This is a genomic window from Cupriavidus sp. 01T418, from assembly GCF_056398885.1.
On the sequence record NZ_JBFTQG010000002.1, the window covers coordinates 385,408 to 408,105 of the forward strand.

Sequence of the window (22,698 nt, forward strand, 5' to 3'; positions counted from 1 at the left end):
TCTTTTCAGTTGTAGGTCAGTGTGCTGCCGCAGGCAAAGTGGAAGGTCGTGATTCGCTCGGAAGACACGCGGGCGCGACGGAAAACCACGCTCCTGCAAGCAGGACGCCTCCCCTGGCGGACTTGAAGTACGTGATGGCGCACAGGGGGGGCGGGCGGGTATCCTGCCGCGATCGGATTAGAATGCTCGTGCCAGCGCGTCCCGCGCCCGGCCCGGCGCTATCCTGGCGCCGTGGCACCCGGCTGGCATAGCGACTTTCCGTATCCAGGCTTTCATCGTGACCATTCGCAGCTTCCAGGGCAAAGGCCCCCAACTCGGCGACCGCGTGCTCGTCGACCCCAGTGCCGTCGTGATCGGCGACGTAGAGATCGGCGCCGACAGCTCCATCTGGCCGCTGGTGACCATCCGCGGCGACATGCATCGCATCCGCATCGGCGCGCGCACCAGCGTGCAGGACGGCAGCGTGCTGCACATCACGCATGCCGGGCCCTTCAACCCGGATGGCTTTGCGCTCACCATCGGCGACGACGTGACGATCGGCCACAAGGCGCTGCTGCATGGCTGCACCATCGGCAGCCGCWTCCTGATCGGCATGGGCACCATCGTGATGGACGGCGCGGTGATCGAGGACGAGGTGATTCTCGGCGCCGGCAGCCTGGTGCCGCCGGGCAAGGTGCTCAAGGGCGGGCATCTCTATGTCGGCAGCCCGGCCAGGGAGGCGAGGGCGCTGACGGAAAAGGAACGGGCCTTCTTCCGCTATTCGGCGGCCAATTACGTGAAGCTGAAAGACCAGCATGTCGCGGAGCTGCAGGCTCGCTGAGCGGGTTGCCGGCCTGCCTAGAGCACTTTGCCCGGATTCATCAGTCCCTGCGGATCCAGCGCCTGCTTGATCGCCCGCATCATCGCGAGCTCCACATCGCTCTTGTAGCGCCGGTTCTCCCCGCGCTTGAGCTGGCCCAGCCCGTGTTCCGCCGAGATCGAGCCCCGATGCGCGTGCACGCTGTTGTGCACGATCAGGTTGATGGCTTCCGAGTTGCCGAGGAAGACATCATGGTTTTCGCCCACGGGTGGCGAGACGTTGTAGTGCAGGTTGCCGTCGCCAAGATGGCCGAAGGTGACCATGCGCGCGCCGGGGAACGCATCCTGGATCAGCGCGTCGGTGGTGTCGATGAAGTCCGCGATGCGCGAGATTGGCAGGGCGATGTCGTGCTTGATGTTCTTGCCGTCGTCGACCTGCGCCAGCGGGATATGTTCGCGCAGATTCCAGAAGTCGCGCGACTGCTGGACGGATTCGGCCACCACCGCGTCTTGCACGACGCCGGCTTCGAAGGCGGTTTCCATCAGCGCTTCGAAGATGGCGCGCGCATGGTCTTCGCTCTCGCTGTCGGACAGTTCCAGCAGCACGACCTGCGGCTGCGTGCGGTCGAAGGGATAGCGCAGTTGCGGGTAATGCGTGGTCACCAGCGACAGGCACATCTCCGACATCAGCTCGAAGCCCGTCAGCATGGCGCCGGCGCGCTGCTGTGCGATGGCCAGCAGGGCGAGGGCCGCGCGCGGATCGGCCACGGCCGCCAGTGCCGTGACGCGGGCGCGCGGCAGCGGGTACAGCTTCATCACGGCGGCGGTGATGATGCCGAGCGTGCCTTCGGCGCCGATGAAGAGATCGCGCAGGTCGTAGCCGGTGTTGTCCTTGCGCAGGCCGCGCAGGCCGTCCCAGATCTCGCCGGCGGGCGTCACTACCTCCAGCCCCAGGCACAGCTCGCGCGTGTTGCCGTAGCGCAGCACGGCCGTGCCGCCCGCATTGGTGGAGAGGTTGCCGCCGATGGTGCAACTGCCTTCCGCGGCGAGGCTCAGCGGGAACAGCCGGCCATGCTCGTGCGCGGCTTCCTGCAACTGCTGCAGGATCACGCCGGCTTCCACCGTGATGGTGTTGTTGAGCGGGTCCACCTGCCGCACGCGGTTCAGGCGCTGGAGGGAGATCACCACCGATTGCTGCCCCTGCGCCGGCGTCGCGCCGCCGCACAGCCCGGTGTTGCCGCCTTGCGGCACCACCGCCAGCTTGTGCGCGTGGCAGGCATGGACGGCGGCGGCGACTTCCTCGGTCGAGCCAGGACGCAGCACAGCCAGGGCATCCCCCGTGTAGCGCTTGCGCCAGTCCGTCAGGTACGGGGCCTTGTCGGCGGCTTCGGTCAGCACGTTCTGCTCGCCCAGGGCGGCGCGGCAGAGGGCGAGGAAGGAATCGGGATGCGAGGCGGTCATGGCGGTCGGTCCGGGGGGCGGGCGCCGCGATGGCGGCCGCGCAAAAAGTGGATGGCTACGGGCTTACGACGCGGTCAGCGACGACGTTATTTTCCGGGTTTGGCCTTGGCAGGTTGCAGCGCCTTGGCGCGGCGCTTGTACGGGCGCAGGTAGAGGATGGTGCCGAAGAAGAACAGCAGCGTCAGCGCCACCTCGATCCACGCCAGCGTGGACGACGGCGGGCGGTCGCTGGTGGCGCGCACGATGCCTTCGGTGAAGAACAGCAGGATCAGCATCGAGGACCACTGCATGGTGTAGCGGTTGCGGGTCAGCACGCCGCGCAGCGGCAGCAGCAGCGGCAGGAACTTGAGGATCAGCCAGGAGCCGCCCGGACGCAGCGGCGCCAGGAACCATTCCCAGGCGATGCACAGCAGGATCAGCGCAACCAGGCTGCCGGCGCTCAGGCTGTACAAGGCGGCGCTGTGCAGCGCGCCGTCGGTCGCGTTGGCGGTGGGCTGCGGCGCGGCGTTCATGCGCGGCTCCCGCCCGCGAGGCGCAGCGCGGTTTCGGCCAGGCGCTTGCCCATGGCACGCGCGAGCGCGGCTTCGTCCTCGGACACCGGCGCGCTGTTGTCCGGGTGCGCGTGATGGCTGGGGCCGTAGGGCGTGCCGCCGCTGGCGGTGGTCATCAGGGCGCTTTCCGAATAGGRCAGGCCGAGTATCAGCATGCCGTGATGCAGCAGGGGCAGCATCATCGACAGCAGGGTGGTTTCCTGGCCACCGTGCAGGCTGCCGGTGGCGGTGAACACGCAGGCGGGCTTGCCGGTGAGGGTGCCCGACAGCCATTGGGCCACGGTGCCATCGAGGAAGTACTTCATCGGTGCGGCCATATTGCCGAAACGGGTGGGGCTGCCCAGGGCCAGGCCGGCGCATTCATCGAGGTCGCGCAACTCGGCGTAAGGCGGACCTTCTGCCGGGATATCCGGCGCGGTGGCCTCGCTCACGGTGGAAACCGGCGGCACCGTGCGCAGGCGCGCCTGGGCGCCGGGCACGCTGTCGATGCCGGTGGCGATGAGTTCGGCCAGCCTGCGGGTGCTGCCGTGGCGGCTGTAATAGAGGACGAGGAGTTCGGTCATGGACAGGGTTGCGGTGCGCAACCAGGGCGCCGGGATGGGGCGGTCCCAGGGGGCGGGCCGGGTTGGTGCCTTGCGCGGCGCGCAGGGCAATGCGCGTATTATAGTTGCGGCCCCGGCACGCACAGCGCTGCCGGGGTGCGCCACTGAATCAGCAAGGAGTCTGCCTCAGCATGTTTGCCGCCCGCATCGTTCGCCTGCGCAGGGAATGGAATCTGCAAAAACTGCGCGCGCTCACGCGCTATGCGCTGCGCCGCGCCGACGAAGGCCGCTTGCCGCAGGTCGCGGCCAGCCTGACGTTCACCACGGTGCTGGCGGTGGTGCCGGTGCTGACCGTGGCCTTCGCCCTGCTGGCGGCCTTTCCGGTATTCCGCGAGTTTCGCAGCGCCACCGAAACCTTCCTGTTCCAGAACCTGATTCCCGGCAACCTCAGCAATTCCATCACAAGCTATTTTGGCCAGTTCGCGACAAATGCCAAGGGCCTGACCGCGGTCGGCCTGGGCGGGTTGATGGTGACCTCCGTGCTGACCATGCTGACGGTGGAGGACGCGCTCAACGCGATCTGGCGCGTCAAGCAGCGCCGCCCCCTGGCGCAGCGCGTACTGGTGTTCTGGGCGGTGCTGACGCTGGGTCCCGTGCTGATCGGCGCGAGCCTGTCGATCAGCTCCTACCTGATCTCGGTCTCGGCCGGCTATGTGGGCACCATGCCGCTCGGGCTGGGGCTGGTGGTGAGCCTGACGCCGGTGCTGCTGTCGGCGTTGGCCTTTGCCTTTCTCTATACCGCCGTGCCCAACGCCAACGTGGATTGGCGCGATGCGATTGCCGCCGGGCTGGTGGCGGCGCTGGCCTTCGAGCTGTCCAAACGCGGCTTCGGTTACTTCGTCACCCATATCCCGACCTACACGGCCGTCTATGGCACCTTCGCCGCGCTGCCGATCTTCCTGCTGTGGATCTACCTGAGCTGGCTGGTGACCCTGCTGGGCGCCACCATTGCCGCCAACCTGCCGGTGATCCGGCAGGGCCACTGGCGCCGGCGCACCTTTGCCGGCAGCGAGTTCTTCGATGCGCTGGGCGTGCTTTACCTGCTCTACCGGGCGCGGGACGAGATGCCGCGCAGCGTCGGCGAGCTCGACCTGGGCCGCAAGCTGCGGGTGGAAGCGGATTACCTGGCGGGGCTGCTGGGCAAGCTGAAGGCCATGCATTTGATCGGCAGGCTGGCGCAGGAGCGTGGCCAGGCCCATTGGGCGCTGCTGTGCGATCCCAACCGGGTGACGCTGCGCATGTTGCACGACCGCCTGGTGCTGAATCTGCCGCGCCTGCCGCGTACGGCGCTGGCGCAGCAGTTGCAGGGTGCCGACGCGCTCAGGCAGGTGCTGGACAATCCGCGGCTGGACCAGCCGCTGGAGGTGGTGTTCCGCCGCCAGCAGCAGGATGGGGCGGCGGCTCAGGAAGGCCCGGCGGATCCTGCGCGCCGCACGCTGGAAGTGGTGCCGCCCGGCTGGCATGGCCAGGTCTGATCCAGGTCTGATGCTTACCCAGGATCCTAGAGGCGAATCCGGCCGCGCCAGGTATCGGCGTACATCACCCAGTCGCCCATCAGGCTGTAGAGCGGGTGGCGGAAGGTGGCGGGACGGTTTTTCTCGAAGAAGAAATGGCCGACCCAGGCAAAGGCATAGCCCGATACGGCGGCGGCGGCCAGCCACCACCAGTTGCCGGTGAGGATCAGGGCTGGCAGGCACAGCAAGGCGGCCGTGGAGCCCGCGAAATGCAGGCGGCGGCAAGTGCGGTTGCGGTGCTCGTTCAGGTAGTACGGGTAGAAGGCGGCGAAATTCTCGAACTCACGGGGGTGGGCCTGCGACATGGCGATCTCCGGTGGCGGTTCGTTGGAAATTTCAGTCTAGCCGGCGGGCTGGATGTGTCTGGCGAGGATCTTCCCGGGAGGCGCTCGCCAGGCCGAGGCATTCACCCCGCAGCCACCACCTGGCGTGCAAACGCCGCCAGCGCATCCAGTACCTCATCCGGCTTCTCGCCCATCAGCGCATGCCCGCAAGGCACGGTGACCGTGCTGGCCGAGGCCATCTTCGCCGCCAGCGCCTGGGCGGCCCTGGGCGAGGTCATCATGTCCTTGCTGCCGGTGATGAACAGCGCGGGGCAGCGGACCGCGGCCACCGCGGCGTCGCCATTGGCGTAGGCGTTGCACGCCGAGAAGTCGGTGTGGAAGACGTGGCCTTCTGGGTTGCGCCGCGCTACGCGCTCCATCAGGCGCTGGCTGCCGCCTTGCATCCACGAGCCCGGTCCCGGCGAGGAGGGCTTGTTGGCCAGGCTGGAGTGCGACCAGGTATTGACCATGGCGATGGCCTGGTCCACGCGGTTGAGCGAAGCGTCGAGCAGGGCGTCGGCTACCTTCATCGGATAGGCCGTGGCGAGCAGCGCGATGCCGCGCACCGCGTCGGGGTGGCGGGCGGCGGTTTCCAGCGCGATCAGCGAGCCCATGCTGTGCCCGAACACCAGCGCGGGCGCTTTCACGCCGGCCGCGCGGACCCCTTCGATCACCCAGTCGGCCATGGCTTCGACCGTCTTGAGCGGCGCACCTTCGCTGCGGTTGTGGCCGGGCAGGTCCACCGCCAGCACGCCGAAGCCGTGGTGGGCGAACCAGCGCGTCTGCAAGGCCCAGACGCTATGGTCGTTCTGCGCGCCGTGCACGAACACGGCGCAGGGCAGGGCCGGATCGAAGGGCTTGCCGCCGGTGTAGGCATAGGCCTTGCGGCCTGCGATCGTCAGTTCCATCAGGCTTGCCCTCCCTTGGCGCTCATGGCTTTTTCCGCAGCCTTGAGGCCGCGCTTCAGATCGTCGATCAGGTCGTCCGGATCTTCCAGGCCCACCGACAGGCGGATGGTGCCTTCGCCGATGCCGGCTGCCTGCAGCGCCGCGGCGTCCATGCGGTAGTGGGTGGTGGAGGCGGGGTGGATCACCAGCGAGCGGGCATCGCCCACGTTGGCCAGGTGCGAGAACAGGGCCAGGCCCTCGATAAAGCGCTGGCCGGCGGCGCGGGTGCCCTTCAGGTTGAAGCTGAACACGGCGCCGGCGCCGCGTGGCAGCAGGCGCTTGGCGAGTTCGTAGTCCGGGTGGGATTCCAGCTCCGGATAGGCCACCGACTCGACCATCGGGTGCGATACCAGGAACTGCACCACGCGGCGGGCGTTCTCCACATGCCGGGCCATGCGCAGCGGCAGCGTCTCGATGCCCTGCAGCAGTTGCCAGGCGGCCATCGGGCTCAGGCAGGCGCCGAAGTCGCGCAGCCCTTCGCGGCGGGCGCGCAGCAGGAAGGGCGCCACCGTGCTTTCCTCGGTGAAGACCATGTCGTGGAAGCCGGCATACGGCTCCGACAGTTCCGGGAAGCGCCCGGAGGCCTCGAAGTCGAAGGTGCCGCCTTCCACCAGCACGCCGCCGATGGTGGTGCCGTGGCCGCCCAGGAACTTGGTGGCCGAGTGGTAGAGCAGGCCGGCGCCGTGATCGAAGGGCTTGAGCAGGTAGGGCGTGGTGAAGGTGGAGTCGACCAGCAGCGGGATGCCGTTGTCCTGGCCGAGTTGGGCCAGGGTCGGGATATCGAGCACGTCCAGCCCGGGGTTGCCCAGGGTCTCGCCGAACAGCAGCCTGGTCTGCGGCCGGATCGCCGCGCGCCAGGCGTCGATGTCGCGCGCCTGCACGAAGGTGGTCTCGATGCCGAAACGGCGCAGCGTGTAGTGCAGCAGGTTGTGCGAGCCGCCGTACAGCGCGCTGGATGCCACCACGTGCGAGCCCGCGCCCATCAGCGTGGCCACGGCCAGGTGCAGCGCGGCCTGGCCCGAGGCCACGCCGATCGCGCCGGCCCCGTTCTCCAGCGCGGCGACGCGCTCCTCGAACACGGCGACGGTCGGATTGGAGATGCGGGAGTAAACATGGCCCGCGCGCTCCATATTGAACAGCGAGGCGGCATGCTCGCTGTCGCGGAAGACGAAGGATGTCGTCAGGTGGATGGGCGTGGCCCGCGCCCCGGTGGCGGGGTCGGGGGCAGCGCCTGCATGCAGCGCCAGGGTGTCGAATCGGGTACCGGACATGGCTTTGAAGGCTTGAGTTGTCTGCGTTGCGCATCGTAGCATCCGCTGCCGCCGGGGAGCACGGCAATTGCCCTGGCGGCGCCGGCGTCTCCCCGTGCTTTACTTGGACAGCCGGTTTCGGCTAGGATCGGCGCATCAGGCCGTGCCGGCGGCGGCAGGCAATACACAGCAAAACAGCAGTTTCAGCAAGCGGAGACCATCATGAAAGTCAGCGACATCCTGCAAATCAAGGGCAACACGCTCTATACGGTGAAGCCGGAGACGTCACTGCTGCTGGCGGTCAATATCATGGCAGAGCACGATATCGGTTCGCTGGTGGTAATGGAATACGGCGACCTGGTGGGCATGCTCACCTTCCGCGAGATCATCAAGACCCTGTCCGCCAACGGCGGCAGCGTCGGCACCGTCAGCCTGCGCAAGGTCATGGACGATGCGCCGCTCACCTGCACCATGGAGACCGACGTCAATGAAGTCCGCCGCATGATGCTGGAGCGCCACACCCGCTACCTGCCGGTGCTGGACAACCGTACCCTGATGGGCGTGATCTCCTTCTATGACGTGGCCAAGGCCGTGGTGGAAGAGCAAAGTTTCGAGAATCGCATGCTCAAGGCGTATATTCGCGACTGGCCGGAAGAGAAGACCGATTGAGGCGCTGCGCCGGCGCGGGGAACGGGGCGCGTCCGGGGGGACGATGCCGTATCGCGGTTGAGGCCTGGTGCGTCCCGGCAGGGCGGGGCGCGGTTCCGATGTGCATTGCACGGGACCGCAAGAATCCCTTGCAATGGCATGCTGCTGCCGTGGGAGCATTGCCGGCGACGTCGCCGGGCGCCCGACAGGCCGCCCGGTTGCCGGGGTCACCACTTTCCTGCCTACATGAGCCAACAAAACCAATTCCGCCTGCTCGGCGCGCGCCGCTTCGGCCCATTTTTCTGGACCCAGTTCCTGGGCGCCATGAACGACAACCTCTTCAAGGTTGCCTTCACCTCGCTGGTTACCTACCACACCGCGCTGTTCAGCGGCGTTGACGCCAAGAGCGCGGCGTTCCTGATCTCCGCCATCTTCATCGCGCCGTTCGTGCTGTTCTCGGCCACCAGTGGCCAGATTGCCGACAAGATCGAGAAATCCAGGCTGATCCGGCTGGTGAAGACGCTGGAAATCGGCATCATGCTGCTGGGCCTCGGCGGTTTTGCCATGCACAGCGCGCCCTTGCTCTACCTCGGCACCTTCCTGATGGGCTTGCACTCGACGGTGTTCGGCCCGGTCAAGTTCGCCTACCTGCCGCAGCACCTCGACGAGACCGAACTGGTGGGCGGCAACGGGCTGGTGGAAATGGGCACCTTCGTCGCCATCCTGATCGGCACCCTGCTGGGCGGCGAACTGGCTGGCCTGGCCCATGGTGAAAAGATCGTCGGGCCGTTGTACGTCGGAGCCGCCTGCGTAGCGCTGGCGCTGGCAGGGCGGCTGGTGTCGGCGCGCGTGCCGGACTCGCCGGCGCCGCAGCCGGACCTGCGCATCAACTGGAACCCGTTCACGGAAACCTGGCGCAACCTCAAGCTGGCCCATGGCGAGCGCACGGTTTTCCTGAGCCTGCTGGGCATTTCGTGGCTGTGGTTCCTGGGCGCCACCTTCCTGACCTCCTTTTTCAGCTTTGCCAAGGATGTGCTGGGCGGCGACCAGAATGTGGTGACCTTGCTGCTGGCGGTGTTCTCGCTCGGCATCGGCACCGGCTCGCTGCTGTGCGAGCGGCTGTCCGGGCGTCATGTCGAGGTCGGCCTGGTGCCGTTCGGCTCGATCGGCATGACGGTGTTCGCGGTCGATCTCTTCCTGGCCAGCAACGGCGAGCGGCATGACGCACTGTCCGGCCTCGCCGGCTTTGCCGCCGACCCTCGCCATTGGCGCGTGCTGGCCGACCTGTTCCTGCTGGCGATGTTCGGCGGCTTCTACAGCGTGCCGCTGTATGCGCTGATCCAGAGCCGTTGCGCGCCGACCCACCGGGCCCGCATCATTGCCGCCAACAACATCCTGAACAGCTTTTTCATGATCGGGTCCTCGCTGCTGGCGGTGGTGCTGACCCAGGCTGGCTTCAGCATTCCGCAACTGTTCCTGGTGGTCGGGTTGCTGAACGCGGTGGTGGCCATCTATATCTACACCCTGGTGCCGGAGTTCCTGCTGCGCTTCATCGCCTGGATCCTGGTGCACACGGTGTACCGCCTGCGGCGCATCAATGCCGATCGCATCCCGGCACAGGGACCGGCGGTGCTGGTGTGCAACCACGTGAGCTTTGCCGATGCGGTGGTGCTGATGGCCTGCAGCCCGCGGCCGGTGCGCTTCCTGATGGACCACAACATCTTCAAGGTGCCGCTGATATCGTGGTTCTTCCGCCAAGCCAAGGCGATCCCCATCGCGCCGGCGCACGAGGACCCGCAGATGCTGGAGCGCGCCTACGACGAAGTCGCGCGGGCGCTTTCGGAGGGCGACCTCGTCTGCATCTTCCCGGAGGGCAAGATTACCGCCACCGGCGAGCTCAACCCCTTCAAGCAAGGCGTGCAGCAGATCATCCGGCGCACGCCGGTGCCGGTGGTGCCGATGGCCCTGCGCGGACTGTGGGGCAGCTTCTTCTCCCGCAAGGGTGGCTCCGCCATGTCCCGCCCGTTCCGGCGCGGGATTCTCAACCGGCTCGAACTGGTGGTGGGCGACCCGATCGCACCGGAACTGGCCACGCCGGAAAGCCTGCAGCAGGTGGTGCAGGGCTTGCGCGGCGAGTGGCGCTAATGCCGCCGGCCGGAAGGAGTCCGCAAGCATGATCAAGCTCTATACCTTCGGGCCGGCATTCGGCCTGCCCGATGCCAGCCCCTTTGTCACCAAGGCCGACATGCTGCTCAAGCTCACGGGCCTGCCATACCGCACCGAGCGCGGCGGCCTGCGGCGCGCGCCCAAGGGCAAGCTGCCCTATCTGGACGACGAGGGCCGCGTGGTGGCGGATTCCACGCTGATCCGGTGGCATCTGGAAAAGACCTACCACATTGATTTCGACGAAGGCCTGACGCCCAGGCAGCGCGGCATCGCCTGGTCGGTGGAAAAGATGCTGGAAGACAACTTCTACTGGGCGGTGGCCGACGCGCGCTGGAACCACGACACCAATTTCGCGCGGGGCCCGGCAACCTTCTTCCGCGCCGTGCCCTGGCCGCTGCGGGGACTGGCGATGCGCTTTGTGCGCTCCAGGATCCGCCGCATCCTGTGGACGCAGGGGCTCGGGCGCCACGACCCGGCCGACCTGGCCGCGATCGCCAGCCGCGACGTGGCGGCCGTGGCCGACGTGCTGGGCGATCAGCCCTACCTGATGGGCGACAAGCCGTGCGGCGCCGACGCCACGGTCTTTGCCTTCGTGGCCGGTGCGTTGTGCCCGCTGTTCGATACGCCGATCCGCACCGCGGCCGAATCCCACCCCAACCTGGTTGCCTACGCCGCACGGATGCAGGCGCGGTACTACCCGGATCCGGCGCCGGCGCCGGTGGCCTGATATCGGCAAGGCCGGGGCCAGCCGGGCGGCAAAAGCCTTACAATGTACCCCGTTCCCCAATTCTCACGCCCTCCGCGGTTCCCATCATGTCCGGCAATACCCTCGGCCTGCTCTTTACTGTCACCACCTTCGGCGAATCGCACGGGCCGGCCATCGGCGCGGTGGTGGACGGTTGCCCGCCGGGCATGGCGCTCAGCGAGGCCGATATCCAGATCGATCTGGACCGCCGCAAGCCGGGCACTTCGCGCCACGTCACCCAGCGCCAGGAAGCCGACCAGGTCGAGATCCTGTCCGGCGTGTTCGAGGGCAAGACCACCGGCACGCCGATCTGCCTGCTGATCCGCAATACCGACCAGCGCAGCAAGGACTACGGCAATATCGTCGAGACCTTCCGGCCCGGCCACGCCGACTACACCTACTGGCAGAAGTACGGCATCCGCGACTATCGCGGCGGCGGCCGTTCGTCGGCGCGCCTGACGGCGCCGGTGGTGGCGGCCGCGGCCGTGGCCAAGAAATGGCTGCGCGAGCAATACGGCACCGAAATCCGGGGCTATATGTCGCAACTGGGCGAGATCCGCGTGCCGTTCGTGGACTGGGCGGAAGTGCCGCAGAATCCCTTCTTCGCCCCCAATGCGGACATCGTGCCGGAACTGGAAACCTATATGGACGCGCTGCGCCGCGATGGCGATTCGGTCGGCGCGCGCATCGAGGTGGTGGCGAGCAATGTGCCGGTTGGCCTGGGCGAGCCGCTGTTCGACAAGCTCGACGCCGATATCGCGCACGCCATGATGGGCATCAATGCGGTCAAGGGCGTGGAAATCGGTGCTGGCTTCGACAGCGTCAGCCAGCGGGGCACCATGCATGGCGACTCGCTTAGCCCCGAAGGATTCCTCGGCAATAACGCAGGTGGCGTGCTGGGCGGCATCTCGACCGGCCAGGATGTGACCGTCTCGCTGGCGGTCAAACCGACCTCCAGCATCCGCTCGCCGCGCGCATCGATCGACAAGGCAGGCCAGCCCGCCACGGTGGAAACCTTTGGCCGCCACGACCCCTGCGTGGGCATCCGTGCCACGCCCATTGCCGAAGCCATGCTGGCGCTGGTGCTGATGGATCACGCGCTGCGCCATCGCGCCCAGTGCGGCGACGTCAAGGTCGATACCCCGCGCATCCCTGCCCAGTCACCGCAGTCCGGCCAGTCGCGCTAAGTTGGCGCAGGCGGAACCGCACGCCCATGCGCCGGGTGCCGGACGCGTCTCGGAGACGCGGTTCGGCCTGTTCTACCTCGGCTACTACGGCTATGTCGGTGTCATCTCCCCTTATGTAAGCCTGTTCTTCGCCGGACGCGGCTTTACCGCGGTGCAGATCGGCGTGCTGATGGCCTGTTTCCAGGTCAGCCGCATCGTCGGCCCGTATTTCTGGGGCTGGCTGTCGGACGTGATGCACACCCGGGTGCGGCTGCTGCGCCTGGCCGCAGTCAGTTCCTTGCTCGCCTTCCTGATGGTGCCTGGCGTGACCAGCTACGGCGGCATGATGGCGATGATGATCGCGCTGAACCTGATCACCAGCGCCATGTCGCCGCTGGGCGACGCGCTCACGATTTCCACGCTGCGCCGCTATGGCGCCTTCGACCATCGCTACGGGCGCATTCGCATGTTCGGCTCGGCCGGCTTTATCGCGGCCGTGCTGCTGGGTGGGGCGCTGTTCGAGCGCCTTGGCATGGAGGCGTTCCCGTGGCTGGCCAGCGCCATGCTGGCGCTGTTCCTGCTGGTGGTGTTCGGCATGCGCGATGCGCCCGACGACGGGCCGCGCGTCAGGCCGCCGCCGGCGCTGCCGCTGCTGCGCCGTCCGGACGCGGCCTGGTTCTTCGGCTCGGCCTTCCTGATGATGTTCGCGCATGCCGCGCTGTATGTGTTCTATTCGCTGTACCTGGAGCAGCTCGGCTACAGCAAGTTCGCCATCGGCGTGATGTGGACCATCGGCGTGGTCGCCGAGATCGTCTTCTTTTTCTACCAGGGGCGGCTGTTCGGCAGCGTCCCGCTGCGCACCATCCTGACCGGCACCTTCGTGCTGGCCGCGCTGCGCTTTGGCCTGACCGGGTACTTCGCGGAGCTATCCTGGCTGATGGCACTGGTGCAGGTGCTGCATGCGGCCACCTTTGGCGCGCATCACAGCGCCAGCCTCAAGCGCCTGCAACGCTGGTTTGCCGGCCCCTTGCAGGGGCGTGGGCAGGCGCTCTACACGGGCCTTTCTTACGGCCTTGGCGGCACGTTCGGCGGGCTCGCGATGGGCTGGACCTGGAAGGCGCTGGGCCCGGCCCATACGTTCGGGCTGGCCGCGCTGGCGGCGGCAGGTGGGGCGCTGTGCGCGCTCATGACGTTCCGCACGGAAGCCGCCTCCGACGCCGCCAACGCCGGGCATTGACGAGGGCCGGGCGCGCGCGTCAGAGCAGGCCTGCCACGTGCTGGGCCAGCGCCAGCGACGAGGTCAACCCGGGAGACTCGATGCCGAACAGGTTGACCAGCCCCGGCACGCCATGGATCGCCGGGCCATCGATGCGGAAGTCCGCCGCCGGCTCGCCGGGTCCGCTGATCTTGGGGCGAATGCCGGCATAGCCCGGCTGCAGTGCGCCGTCGGCCAGTTCCGGCCAGTAATTCCGTACTTCGTCGTAGAAACTGTCGGCATCGGCAGGGTTCACGCCGTACTCGACCTCGTCGATCCAGCGCACGTTGGGGCCGAAGCGCGCTTGGCCGCCCAGGTCGATGGTCAGGTGCACGCCCAGGCCGGCGGCTTCCGGCACCGGATAGATCAGCCGCGAGAAGGGCGCGCGCCCGGCCAGCGTGAAATAGCTGCCTTTGGCGTAATACTGCGGCGGGATGTGTTCGGCGGGCATCCCCGCGATGCTGCGTGCCAGCGCCGGTGCCGTCAGGCCCGCCGAATTGATCACGGTGCGGGCCAGCAGCGTGGTGCCGGCGGCGTCGTCCTGGCTGCCTACGTCGAGCCGGATGCCTTCGGGCGTGACCGCGCCGCCCGCTACCGGCGACTGCACCGCCAGCATGGCGCCGGCCTTCTCCGCATCGCCCAGCAGCGCCAGCATCAGGCCGTGGCTGTCGACGATGCCGGTCGAGGGCGAGAGCAGGGCGGCGCGGCATTGCAGGTTCGGCTCCAGGGCCTGCGCCTCGGCCTGGCTGAGCAGTTGCAGGTCGTGCACGCCATTGGCCGCGGCCTTGGCCCGGATGCTTTCTAGCGTGGGCACCTGGGCCTCGGTGGTGGCGACGATCAGTTTGCCGCAGCGCTGGTGCTCGATGTGATGCGAGGCGCAGTAGTCATACAGCATGGCCTTGCCGCGCACGCACATCGCGGCCTTTAGCGAGCCGGCCGGGTAATAGATGCCGGCATGGATCACTTCGCTGTTGCGCGCGCTGGTCATGGTGCCGAAGGCGTTCTCTGTTTCCAGGATGATGACTTCGCGGCCCTGCAAGGCCAGTTGTCTCGCCACCGCCAGACCTACCACACCCGCGCCGATTACCACGCAATCCACTTGTTCCATTGTTTTCCTCTGCAGGGCGTCGACCAGGGCAGCGTGCTCGCTGTGCGCGGCCTGCGCAATCGTTGTAAGGCTGTCAGGCAGCTTGTGGCGAGATGTTGCGAGGAAAGCGGGATGGCGTCAAGGCGCGTCCGGCTGCGAGGTTATGACGCGATGATGAATTGCGCTTAAGGATTTTCCAAAACAGGCCGATAGAAGGCTGGATGAGATACGCTATTCACTTGGCACCTCGCGGCGGCCTTTGGCCGGGACACGCGCATGGCCGTCGGCCCTGCGGGGCGTTTCGGCGGGGCCAGGCATCGCGGGATGCGTTGAGCGCCTCGTCAGGGGGTGGCCGGGAGACAGCTGTCTTCCGAGGCCACCGTTGGATCTGCCACGCCCGCTGCCTGGGCGTTCACCGCCGCTTCCCATGATTGCACTCAATCCTAACGATCTCCCGGTCGGGCAGCCCTTGCCCTGGTCCTTGCTGGACCAGGCGGGAAACCTCGTGCTCGGCAGCGGCAGCGTGATCCCCGAGGATCGCGATGTCGCCCTGGTGTTCCGCCATGGCACAGTCTGCCGCCCCGATAGCGAGCCGGGCGAGCTGGAGGACGGCGCACGGCTCGTCACGGCCGGGCCCCTTGGCCTGCAGGTTGGTACGCTGTTGCAGGTCAAGTCGCCAGGGCAGGTGGGCCGGGCCGCCGCCAGCCGGCTGATCGGCTTCGTCGAGCAAGGCCTGTTCGTGACATGGCCGCAACTTGGCGGCAAGGAGTTGCAGGTCCAGCCCGGCGCCACGATGTTGTTGCGCGGCTTTTCCGGCCACGCCATCCTCAGTTTCGAGTCGACCGTGACCGCGCTCTGCCGCAGTCCCTTCCGCTATCTGGTGTTGTCGGCACCGGCCGAGTCGCAGCAGCTGCCGGTGCGCAAAGCCACCCGTGTGCCGACCCGCCTGGCCGCCTACCTGGTGGATGCCGGCAGCACGGCAAACGACCCGCCGGACGCTGCCGAGGCAGCACCAGCTTCCCGCCAGCCTGGCAGGCTGGTGCTCCTGACCGACCTGAGCACCGGCGGCGCGCAGGTCCAGATTGCCGGGACGGTGCCGGCGCCGGGTACGCCGGTACGCTTGTGCTTCCATCTGCGCACCGCGGCGCTGGACAGCGAGATCATGGTCGACGGGCTGGTGCGCAACCCGCTGCCGGCCGAGGCGGATGCCGAGTTCCCCACGTTCGGCGTTGCGTTCGATGTGCTCGGCGAGCGTGAGCTGACGCTGCTCCAGTGCTTTATCTACGAACAATTGCTGGCAAGCGCCAGCATGCCGGTCTCGGCCTGAAACGTTCGCGCTACTGCCTTGACCGCCGGCCTGGCCGATGTGATCGGCTGGTATCGGGCGGTGGCGGAGGCTGGCGGACAGCGAGCCGTTCTTTCTATCACGATGCGCTGGCATTGCCCGCGACGTCGGGCCCGCTGGCCTGAGCACATAAAAAAACGGCACCGAATCCGGTGCCGTTCGATGCCGTTCCATGCCGCTTCCTATCGCCCTTGGGGGCGCGCTTACATGCCCACGTAGTTCGGGCCGCCGCCGCCTTCCGGCGTCACCCACACGATATTCTGCGTGGGATCCTTGATGTCGCAGGTCTTGCAGTGCACGCAGTTCTGCGCATTGATCTGCAGGCGCTCCTTGCCGTCGTCGTTCTGCACGAACTCATAGACGCCGGCCGGGCAGTAGCGGCTTTCGGGGCCGGCAAACTTGTCCCAGTTGACGCTGACGGGCACGCTGGCGTCCTTGAGCGTCAGGTGGGCCGGCTGGTTTTCCTCATGGTTGGTGTTGCTGATGAACACCGAGCTGAGGCGGTCGAAGGTCAGCTTGCCGTCTGGCTTGGGATAGACGATCTGCTGGCATTCCGCGGCCGGCTTGAGGTAGACGTGGTCCGGCTTCTCGCGGTGGATGGTCCAGGGCGGGTTGCGGATGCCCAGCTTGGGCAGCAGCCATTGCTCGATGCCGGTCATCAGCGTGGCGGTGGTGCGGCCCTTCTTGAACCACTGCTTGAAGTTCTTTGCCTGCAGCAGTTCCTTGTACAGCCAGCTGTTCTCGAAGGCGGTCGGGTAGGCCGTCAGCTCGTCGTGCTGGCGGCCGGCCTGCAGCGCGTCGTACGCGGCTTCGGCGGCCATCATGCCGGTCTTGATGGCGGCGTGGCTGCCCTTGATGCGCGAGGCGTTCAGGTAGCCGGCGTCGCAGCCGACCAGGGCGCCGCCCGGGAACACGGTCTTGGGCAGCGACAACAGGCCGCCGGCCGTGATGGCGCGCGCGCCGTAGCTGATGCGCTTGCCGCCTTCGAAATACTGGCGGATTTCCGGGTGGGTCTTGAAACGCTGGAATTCCTCGAAGGGCGACAGCCACGGATTGGTGTAGTCCAGGCCCACCACGAAGCCCACCGCGACCTTGTTGTCTTCCATGTGGTACAGGAAGGAGCCGCCGTAGGTGGCCGGGTCCAGCGGCCAGCCGGCCGTATGCACCACCAGGCCTGGCTGGTGCCTGGCGGGATCGATTTCCCACAGTTCCTTCAGGCCGATGCCGTAGCTCTGCGGATCCTTGCCGGCATCGAGCCTGAACCGCGCAATCAGCTGTTTGCCCAGGTGGCCGCGCGAGCCCTCGGCGAAGATGGTGTACCTGGCATGCAGCTCCATGCCGAGCTGGAAGTTCTCGGTAGGCTCGCCTTCCTTGTTGATGCCCATGTTGCCCGTGGCCACGCCCTTGACCGAGCCATCGTCGTTGTAGAGCACTTCGGCGGCCGGGAAGCCGGGGAAGATCTCGACGCCCAGGCCTTCGGCCTGCTGCCCCAGCCAGCGCGTGAAGTTGGACAGGCTGATGATGTAGTTGCCGTGGTTATGGAAGCACTCCGGCAGCAGGGCGGACGGCGTGGCCTTGGAACCGGCTTCGTTGAGGAACAGGAATTTGTCTTCGGCGACCGGCTGGTTCAGCGGGGCGCCGAGTTCCTTCCAGTTCGGGAACAGCTCGTTCAGCGCACGCGGGTCCATAATGGCGCCGGACAGGATGTGGGCGCCGGGTTCGGAGCCTTTTTCCAGCACGCATACGTTGACTTCGGTGCCTTTCTCCTGGGCCAGTTGCTTCAGACGGATGGCGGTTGCCAGGCCGGCGGGACCGCCGCCGACGATGACAACGTCGTATTCCATGGCCTCGCGGGGGCCGTACTGCTCCAGGAGCTGTTGCTGATCCATTGTCTCTAACCCTCTATTCTTGGCAACTTGCGCGCAGTTGTGGGAAATGCTGTCTTTGGCGGGAACCAGGGCAGGGGTGGGGCGCACAAGGCGCCAAATCGTGACGCCTGCGTGTTTTTCCTCTTTCCCTTTATAGCCCGAGTTCTTAGAATCTCCGGCATTGTCCGGGACTCGCCATGGTCAGGCAAGATTTTTTTTGGAACGACCGTTCTTTTTTTTGATATGCTGCCTTCCGTTTGAGCCAGGCAGATTCGTGCGGAGTACCTGGTAGCCGTGGCCATGGCAGGCGGCGCGGGGGCTCCCGAACCAAGAGGTCAATATGGGTCTGTCGATCAATCTGGAAGGCAAGGTGGCGCTGGTGACAGGCGCTTCGAGCGGCCTGGGCACGCGGTTTGCCCACGTCCTGGCATCCGCCGGCGCCAAGGTGATACTGGCGTCGCGGCGCACCGAGCGGCTCAAGGAGCTGCGTGCCGCGATCGAAGCCGAGGACGGCAGCGCCCACGTGGTGCAGCTGGACGTGACCGACCACGACAGCATCCGCTCCGCGGTGGCGCATGCCGAGACCGAAGCGGGCGCGATCGATATCCTGGTCAATAATTCGGGGGTTTCCACCACCCAACGCCTCACCGACGTAACGCCGGACGATTTCGACTTCGTCTTCGACACCAACACCCGGGGTGCCTTTTTCGTGGCCCAGGAAGTGGCCAAGCGCATGATCGCGCGCTCCAAGGGGGCGGAGAAAAACGGCAATCCGCTACCCCAGTCGCGCATCATCAACATTGCCTCGGTGGCCGGGCTCAAGGTGCTGTCGCAGATCGGCGTGTACTGCATGAGCAAGGCCTCGGTGGTCCATATGACCAAGGCGATGGCGCTGGAATGGGCGCGTCATGGCATCAACGTCAACGCGATCTGCCCCGGCTACATCGACACCGACATCAATCACCACCACTGGGACACCGATGCCGGCCAGAAGCTGATCCAGATGCTGCCGCGCAAGCGCGTGGGCAAGCCCGAGGATCTGGACGGCCTGCTCCTGCTGCTGGCGTCCGACCAGTCGGCGTTCATCAACGGCGCGATCATTACCGCCGACGACGGCATGGTGTAAGCGGCGGCGGGCGCCATGCCCGCCTGCCGGCAAAAGCCGGCCCCGCGGCGCGCCAAAGGCGCGGGCAGGGCATGCGGTTCGCGTGCTTCCGGGCTTGTCCGGTCCCCTTGGGGGCGGGATGCGATTCGCCGGCTTGCGGATAACGCGACTGCCATCCGATGGCGCGCGCCGCCGACGGGGCACCCGAGCGCCCTTGCCAAAAATTCCCGCATGCGCCGTAGTCTTGGCATAATCCGCGATGCCTGGAGACTAGCCACTAGCCACTAGAGACTAGAGACCAAGGACCAAGCCAATTCAAGGAATGACCGCCAGCGGCCTGCCATGCCGCGCGGACCGGAGGCCGCGGAGATGCAAGGAGATAGCGAGGGGCGGCGCGATGCCGACCCGCAACACGTCACGGCCATGCCGGACGGGACCGGTGCCAGCCAGCAAGGGGACAGCGGTTTCAAGGTTTCGCCGCGGATCGAAGACTGGGTTGGCGTGATCGTCATGGCGCTGCTGGTGTGCATCACCTTCGCCAATGTGGTGGTCCGCTATTTCACCGACGCGTCCTTTGCCTGGACCGAGGAATTCTCGGTCTTCCTGATGATCGTGCTGGCCCTGGTGGCCGGCAGCGCGGCCGTGGCGCGCGACCGCAATATCCGCATCGAATTCTTCTTCGCGCGCGGCAGCGTGGCGCGGCAGCGGCGCCTGGCCGTGTTGTCGGCGGTGGCTGTCGCAGTCATGTTCATCGCGCTGGCGGTGCTGGGTGCACGCATTGCCTGGGATGAATACATGTTTGGCGAGACCTCGCCGGGCATTGGCGTGCCCAGCTGGTGGTACTCGGTCTGGCTGCCGGTGCTGTCGGCCGCCATCGCGCTGCGGGCCTTCGGCGTGGCGCTGCGCAACCTGCGCGCGCTCGCCGAACGCGCGTTTGGCGTAGCGGCTTCGGATTCGGCGCCATGACCCTCGTTGCGATCATCCTGTTTGTCGTGTTCCTTGGCTTGATGATGCTTGGCGTGCCGATCGGCGTGTCGCTGGGACTCGGCGGCCTGGTGGCGATCGGCCTGTCCAATCTGGATACACAGATGTTCGGCCTGCTGGCCGTGCCGCAGAACTTCTATGCGGGGCTGGGCAAGTACCCGCTGCTGGCCATCCCGATGTTCGTGCTGGTCGGCTCGATCTTCGATCGTTCCGGCGTGGCGCAGCGCCTCGTCACCTTTGCCATTGCCATTGTCGGGCGCGGCCCGGGCATGCTGCCGCTGGTGGCGATCCTGGTGGCCATGTTCCTGGGCGGCATCTCCGGCTCCGGCCCGGCCAACGCGGCCGCGGTGGGCGGCGTGATGATCGCTGCCATGTCGCGCGCCGGCTATCCCGGCGCCTACAGCGCGGCCGTGGTCGGCGCCGCCGCCGCCACCGACATCCTGATCCCGCCCTCGGTCGCCTTCATCATCTACAGCGTGCTGGTGCCCGGCGCCTCGGTGCCGGCGCTGTTCGCCGCCGGCATGATCCCCGGCATCCTGGCCGGCGTGGCGCTGATCGTGCCGGCCGTCTGGCTGGCGCGCAAGCACAATATGGGCGCCATCGAGGCCGGGCTGCCGCGTCCGCCGTTCTGGAAGAGCCTGCGCGAAGCGGCCTGGGGGCTGGTCGCGCCGTTCCTGATCCTGGGCGGCATGCGCGCGGGCTGGTTCACGCCGACCGAGGCCGCCGTGGTGGCGGTGGTGTACGGCCTGTTCGTCGGCATGGTGATCTACCGCAGCATCGGCGTGCGCGACCTGTTCACGATCTTCCAGGAGGCGGCCGAGACTTCCGCGGTGATCCTGCTCGTGGTGGCGCTGGCCGGCATCTTTGCCTATGCGCTGTCCACGCTGGGCGTGATCGATCCGCTGGCCAATGCCATCGCGCATGCGGGGCTGGGCGAGTACGGCGTACTGGCGCTGATCGTGGCGCTGCTGATGACGGTAGGGATGTTCCTCGACGGCATCTCGATCTTCCTGATCTTCGTGCCGCTGCTGCTGCCGATCGCCAACGCCTTCCACTGGAATCCGGTGTGGTTCGGCGTGGTGCTGACGCTCAAGGTTGCGCTTGGCCAGTTCACGCCGCCGCTGGCGGTGAACCTGATGGTCTCGTGCCGGATCGCGCGTGTGCGCATGGAAGAGACCGTGCCCTGGGTGATCTGGATGCTGCTGGCCATGTTCGTCGCCATGCTGATGGTGCTGGCTTATCCGCCGCTGGCGACGTGGCTGCCGGACTACCTCGGTTATTGAAGCCGCGCAAGAAACACGAAACACGAAACAAGAAACAAGCAACGCACAACCTATCCCGAGAGGAGAGTACCGATGCAACGTCGTGCCTTGATGCTGTCGCTGGCAGCCACCATCGTTGCTGCCGCCCTCGCGCCTGCCGGCGCCATGGCGCAGGCCTACAAAGCCGAATACAAGATGTCGCTGGTGGTCGGCCCGGCCTTCCCGTGGGGCAAGGGCGGCGAGATCTGGGCTGACCTGGTGCGCCAGCGCACCAGCGGCCGCATCAATATCAAGCTCTACCCCGGCACTTCGCTGGTGGCGGGCGACCAGACCCGCGAGTTCTCGGCGATCCGCCAGGGCGTGATCGACATGGCGGTCGGCTCGACCATCAACTGGTCGCCGCAGGTCAAGGAACTGAACCTGTTCTCGCTGCCGTTCCTGATGCCGGACTACAAGGCGCTGGACGCGCTCACCCAGGGCGAAGTCGGCAAATCGATCTTCGCGTCCCTGGACAAGGCCGGCGTGGTGCCGCTGGCCTGGGGCGAGAACGGCTTTCGCGAAGTCTCGAACTCCAAGCGCGAAATCCGCAAGCCGGAAGACCTGAAGGGCATGAAGCTGCGTGTGGTGGGCTCGCCGCTGTATATCGAGACCTTCAACGCGCTCGGCGCCAATCCGACCCAGATGAGCTGGGCCGACGCGCAGCCGGCCCTGGCCTCGGGCGCGGTGGACGGCCAGGAAAATCCGCAGTCCGTGTTCGCCGCCGCCAAGCTCTATACGGTGGGCCAGAAGTTCGTCACCACCTGGGGCTATGTCGCCGACCCGTTGATCTTCGTGGTCAACAAGCAGATCTGGGAAAGCTGGACCCCGGCCGACCGCGAGATCGTCAAGCAGGCAGCCATCGACGCCGGCAAGCAGGAAATCGCGCTGGCCCGCAAGGGCCTGGTGGAGGCGGGCGCGCCGGGCTGGAAGGAAATGGAAGCCCACGGCGTGAAGGTGTCGCAACTGACGCCGGCCGAGCACGATGCCTTCCGCAAGGCCACGGCCAAGGTCTACGACAAATGGAAGAAGCAGATCGGCGTCGATCTGGTCGGCAAGGCTGAAGCCTCGATCGCCAAGCGCTAAGCGGCGGGGCGTGATCGCGAGGGTGAGAGAGGGGCCGTTCGCCGCCCCTTTCCCTTTCTTTTACCCGTGGTAGGCTCAGCGTCATGAAACCCGTATTCACACTCCTCATGCCCATCCGGTGGGGCGACATGGACGCCATGGGCCATGTCAACAACACGGTCTACTTCCGTTACCTGGAGCAGGCGCGCATTGCCTGGTTCGAGTCGCTCGGCCATGGCGGCAAGGATGCCAGCGGTTGTGGTCCCGTCATCATCAACGCGCACATGAACTTCCTGAAGCAGCTGCGTTATCCAGGGGATATCGAGTGCCGGATGTACGCCGGCGAACTGGGCCGCACCAGCTTCGAGACCCGCATGGAGATCCGCCGCACCGACCAGCCCGATGTGGTGTATGCGCAAGGCGGCGCCAAGGTGGTGTGGTGCGACTACGAGGCCGAGAAATCGGTGCCCGTGCCGCCGGCGATCCGGGCGCTGATGGAGTAGGCGGTCTTTGCCGCCAA

The 22,698-nt window shown here is 66.8% G+C and carries 21 protein-coding genes; 13 read left to right on the forward strand and 8 right to left on the reverse strand.

Annotated elements, in window-relative coordinates; translation table 11 throughout:
• Positions 1-277: 277 nt before the first annotated feature.
• Positions 278-820: a gamma carbonic anhydrase family protein gene (locus tag AC1DQ3_RS03900; RefSeq protein ID WP_477118848.1), complete on the forward strand. Its 543-nt coding sequence runs from the start codon at positions 278-280 to the stop codon at positions 818-820.
• Between the two features lie 17 nt (positions 821-837).
• Here AC1DQ3_RS03900 and AC1DQ3_RS03905 read toward each other — a convergent pair whose 3' ends face one another.
• From AC1DQ3_RS03905 to wrbA, 3 genes are all read right to left on the reverse strand, one after another.
• Positions 838-2,259, reverse strand: a complete 1,422-nt coding sequence (locus AC1DQ3_RS03905) for an FAD-binding oxidoreductase (RefSeq protein WP_477118849.1) — start codon at positions 2,257-2,259, stop codon at positions 838-840.
• An 86-nt stretch (positions 2,260-2,345) separates the two neighbouring features.
• Entirely contained in the window at positions 2,346-2,771 is a 426-nt protein-coding gene (locus AC1DQ3_RS03910; protein ID WP_477118850.1) for a DUF2069 domain-containing protein, read from the reverse strand.
• Complete coding sequence (gene wrbA / locus AC1DQ3_RS03915; protein WP_477118851.1) at positions 2,768-3,373, reverse strand: NAD(P)H:quinone oxidoreductase; 606 nt, start codon at positions 3,371-3,373, stop codon at positions 2,768-2,770. The genes AC1DQ3_RS03910 and wrbA overlap by 4 nt, the downstream gene beginning before the upstream one ends.
• Before the next feature lie 170 nt (positions 3,374-3,543).
• Here wrbA and AC1DQ3_RS03920 point away from each other — a divergent pair, with 170 nt between their 5' ends.
• Entirely contained in the window at positions 3,544-4,887 is a 1,344-nt protein-coding gene (locus AC1DQ3_RS03920; RefSeq protein ID WP_477118852.1) for a YihY family inner membrane protein, read from the forward strand.
• 26 nt (positions 4,888-4,913) lie between these two features.
• On the opposite strand, the gene AC1DQ3_RS03925 is transcribed toward AC1DQ3_RS03920, so the two are convergent.
• The 3 genes from AC1DQ3_RS03925 to AC1DQ3_RS03935 all read right to left on the reverse strand — a co-directional run bounded on the left by AC1DQ3_RS03925 (position 4,914) and on the right by AC1DQ3_RS03935 (position 7,467).
• Entirely contained in the window at positions 4,914-5,231 is a 318-nt protein-coding gene (locus AC1DQ3_RS03925; RefSeq protein ID WP_477118853.1) for an Mpo1-like protein, read from the reverse strand.
• A 101-nt stretch (positions 5,232-5,332) separates the two neighbouring features.
• Complete coding sequence (locus AC1DQ3_RS03930) at positions 5,333-6,157, reverse strand: alpha/beta fold hydrolase (protein ID WP_477118854.1); 825 nt, start codon at positions 6,155-6,157, stop codon at positions 5,333-5,335.
• A complete protein-coding gene (locus AC1DQ3_RS03935; RefSeq protein ID WP_477118855.1) occupies positions 6,157-7,467 on the reverse strand; it encodes an O-acetylhomoserine aminocarboxypropyltransferase in 1,311 nt (436 codons plus the stop codon). The genes AC1DQ3_RS03930 and AC1DQ3_RS03935 overlap by 1 nt, the downstream gene beginning before the upstream one ends.
• Before the next feature lie 201 nt (positions 7,468-7,668).
• Here AC1DQ3_RS03935 and AC1DQ3_RS03940 point away from each other — a divergent pair, with 201 nt between their 5' ends.
• The 5 genes from AC1DQ3_RS03940 to AC1DQ3_RS03960 all read left to right on the forward strand — a co-directional run bounded on the left by AC1DQ3_RS03940 (position 7,669) and on the right by AC1DQ3_RS03960 (position 13,408).
• On the forward strand, positions 7,669-8,115 hold the full coding sequence (locus tag AC1DQ3_RS03940) for a CBS domain-containing protein (RefSeq protein WP_477118856.1): 447 nt from the start codon (positions 7,669-7,671) through the stop codon (positions 8,113-8,115).
• Between the two features lie 225 nt (positions 8,116-8,340).
• On the forward strand, positions 8,341-10,239 hold the full coding sequence (locus AC1DQ3_RS03945) for an MFS transporter (protein WP_477118857.1): 1,899 nt from the start codon (positions 8,341-8,343) through the stop codon (positions 10,237-10,239).
• Between the two features lie 28 nt (positions 10,240-10,267).
• Entirely contained in the window at positions 10,268-10,987 is a 720-nt protein-coding gene (locus AC1DQ3_RS03950) for a glutathione S-transferase C-terminal domain-containing protein (RefSeq protein WP_477118858.1), read from the forward strand.
• An 86-nt stretch (positions 10,988-11,073) separates the two neighbouring features.
• On the forward strand, positions 11,074-12,192 hold the full coding sequence (gene aroC, locus AC1DQ3_RS03955) for a chorismate synthase (RefSeq protein WP_477118859.1): 1,119 nt from the start codon (positions 11,074-11,076) through the stop codon (positions 12,190-12,192).
• A 1-nt stretch (position 12,193) separates the two neighbouring features.
• A complete protein-coding gene (locus AC1DQ3_RS03960; protein WP_477118860.1) occupies positions 12,194-13,408 on the forward strand; it encodes an MFS transporter in 1,215 nt (404 codons plus the stop codon).
• A gap of 19 nt (positions 13,409-13,427) precedes the next feature.
• On the opposite strand, the gene AC1DQ3_RS03965 is transcribed toward AC1DQ3_RS03960, so the two are convergent.
• The gene (locus AC1DQ3_RS03965) at positions 13,428-14,534 is read right to left on the reverse strand and encodes an NAD(P)/FAD-dependent oxidoreductase (protein ID WP_477118861.1); all 1,107 of its coding nucleotides are present in this window, start codon (positions 14,532-14,534) and stop codon (positions 13,428-13,430) included.
• A gap of 406 nt (positions 14,535-14,940) precedes the next feature.
• Here AC1DQ3_RS03965 and AC1DQ3_RS03970 point away from each other — a divergent pair, with 406 nt between their 5' ends.
• Complete coding sequence (locus AC1DQ3_RS03970; protein ID WP_477118862.1) at positions 14,941-15,840, forward strand: flagellar brake protein; 900 nt, start codon at positions 14,941-14,943, stop codon at positions 15,838-15,840.
• 221 nt (positions 15,841-16,061) lie between these two features.
• On the opposite strand, the gene AC1DQ3_RS03975 is transcribed toward AC1DQ3_RS03970, so the two are convergent.
• The gene (locus AC1DQ3_RS03975; protein WP_477118863.1) at positions 16,062-17,747 is read right to left on the reverse strand and encodes an electron transfer flavoprotein-ubiquinone oxidoreductase; all 1,686 of its coding nucleotides are present in this window, start codon (positions 17,745-17,747) and stop codon (positions 16,062-16,064) included.
• A gap of 319 nt (positions 17,748-18,066) precedes the next feature.
• On the opposite strand from AC1DQ3_RS03975, the gene AC1DQ3_RS03980 reads away from it, so the two are divergent.
• The 5 genes from AC1DQ3_RS03980 to AC1DQ3_RS04000 all read left to right on the forward strand — a co-directional run bounded on the left by AC1DQ3_RS03980 (position 18,067) and on the right by AC1DQ3_RS04000 (position 22,681).
• Positions 18,067-18,852, forward strand: a complete 786-nt coding sequence (locus tag AC1DQ3_RS03980) for an SDR family oxidoreductase (RefSeq protein WP_477118864.1) — start codon at positions 18,067-18,069, stop codon at positions 18,850-18,852.
• A 348-nt stretch (positions 18,853-19,200) separates the two neighbouring features.
• Positions 19,201-19,797, forward strand: coding sequence for a TRAP transporter small permease (locus AC1DQ3_RS03985; RefSeq protein WP_477118865.1), 597 nt, complete (start codon positions 19,201-19,203; stop codon positions 19,795-19,797).
• Positions 19,794-21,098 (forward strand): TRAP transporter large permease, encoded by a 1,305-nt coding sequence (locus AC1DQ3_RS03990; protein WP_477118866.1) that lies wholly within the window; start codon positions 19,794-19,796, stop codon positions 21,096-21,098. The genes AC1DQ3_RS03985 and AC1DQ3_RS03990 overlap by 4 nt, the downstream gene beginning before the upstream one ends.
• Positions 21,099-21,170: 72 nt before the next feature.
• Positions 21,171-22,199 carry a DctP family TRAP transporter solute-binding subunit gene (locus tag AC1DQ3_RS03995; protein ID WP_477118867.1) on the forward strand — a complete coding sequence of 343 codons (1,029 nt, stop codon included), beginning with the start codon at positions 21,171-21,173 and terminating at the stop codon, positions 22,197-22,199.
• An 83-nt stretch (positions 22,200-22,282) separates the two neighbouring features.
• A complete protein-coding gene (locus AC1DQ3_RS04000; RefSeq protein WP_477118868.1) occupies positions 22,283-22,681 on the forward strand; it encodes an acyl-CoA thioesterase in 399 nt (132 codons plus the stop codon).
• Positions 22,682-22,698: the final 17 nt, after the last annotated feature.

Bases quoted from the DNA above. Each gene is read 5' to 3' on its own strand.
- AC1DQ3_RS03995 (WP_477118867.1), top strand. From the start codon at position 21,171: ATGCAACGTCGTGCCTTGATGCTGTCGCTGGCAGCCACCATCGTTGCT.
- AC1DQ3_RS04000 (WP_477118868.1), top strand. From the start codon at position 22,283: ATGAAACCCGTATTCACACTCCTCATGCCCATCCGGTGGGGCGACATG.
- AC1DQ3_RS03930 (WP_477118854.1), bottom strand. From the start codon at position 6,157: ATGGAACTGACGATCGCAGGCCGCAAGGCCTATGCCTACACCGGCGGC.
- AC1DQ3_RS03905 (WP_477118849.1), bottom strand. From the start codon at position 2,259: ATGACCGCCTCGCATCCCGATTCCTTCCTCGCCCTCTGCCGCGCCGCC.
- AC1DQ3_RS03990 (WP_477118866.1), top strand. From the start codon at position 19,794: ATGACCCTCGTTGCGATCATCCTGTTTGTCGTGTTCCTTGGCTTGATG.
- AC1DQ3_RS03925 (WP_477118853.1), bottom strand. From the start codon at position 5,231: ATGTCGCAGGCCCACCCCCGTGAGTTCGAGAATTTCGCCGCCTTCTAC.
- AC1DQ3_RS03965 (WP_477118861.1), bottom strand. From the start codon at position 14,534: ATGGAACAAGTGGATTGCGTGGTAATCGGCGCGGGTGTGGTAGGTCTG.
- AC1DQ3_RS03985 (WP_477118865.1), top strand. From the start codon at position 19,201: ATGCAAGGAGATAGCGAGGGGCGGCGCGATGCCGACCCGCAACACGTC.
- AC1DQ3_RS03975 (WP_477118863.1), bottom strand. From the start codon at position 17,747: ATGGATCAGCAACAGCTCCTGGAGCAGTACGGCCCCCGCGAGGCCATG.
- AC1DQ3_RS03980 (WP_477118864.1), top strand. From the start codon at position 18,067: ATGGGTCTGTCGATCAATCTGGAAGGCAAGGTGGCGCTGGTGACAGGC.
- AC1DQ3_RS03950 (WP_477118858.1), top strand. From the start codon at position 10,268: ATGATCAAGCTCTATACCTTCGGGCCGGCATTCGGCCTGCCCGATGCC.
- AC1DQ3_RS03940 (WP_477118856.1), top strand. From the start codon at position 7,669: ATGAAAGTCAGCGACATCCTGCAAATCAAGGGCAACACGCTCTATACG.
- aroC (WP_477118859.1), top strand. From the start codon at position 11,074: ATGTCCGGCAATACCCTCGGCCTGCTCTTTACTGTCACCACCTTCGGC.
- AC1DQ3_RS03935 (WP_477118855.1), bottom strand. From the start codon at position 7,467: ATGTCCGGTACCCGATTCGACACCCTGGCGCTGCATGCAGGCGCTGCC.
- AC1DQ3_RS03920 (WP_477118852.1), top strand. From the start codon at position 3,544: ATGTTTGCCGCCCGCATCGTTCGCCTGCGCAGGGAATGGAATCTGCAA.
- AC1DQ3_RS03970 (WP_477118862.1), top strand. From the start codon at position 14,941: ATGATTGCACTCAATCCTAACGATCTCCCGGTCGGGCAGCCCTTGCCC.
- AC1DQ3_RS03945 (WP_477118857.1), top strand. From the start codon at position 8,341: ATGAGCCAACAAAACCAATTCCGCCTGCTCGGCGCGCGCCGCTTCGGC.
- AC1DQ3_RS03910 (WP_477118850.1), bottom strand. From the start codon at position 2,771: ATGAACGCCGCGCCGCAGCCCACCGCCAACGCGACCGACGGCGCGCTG.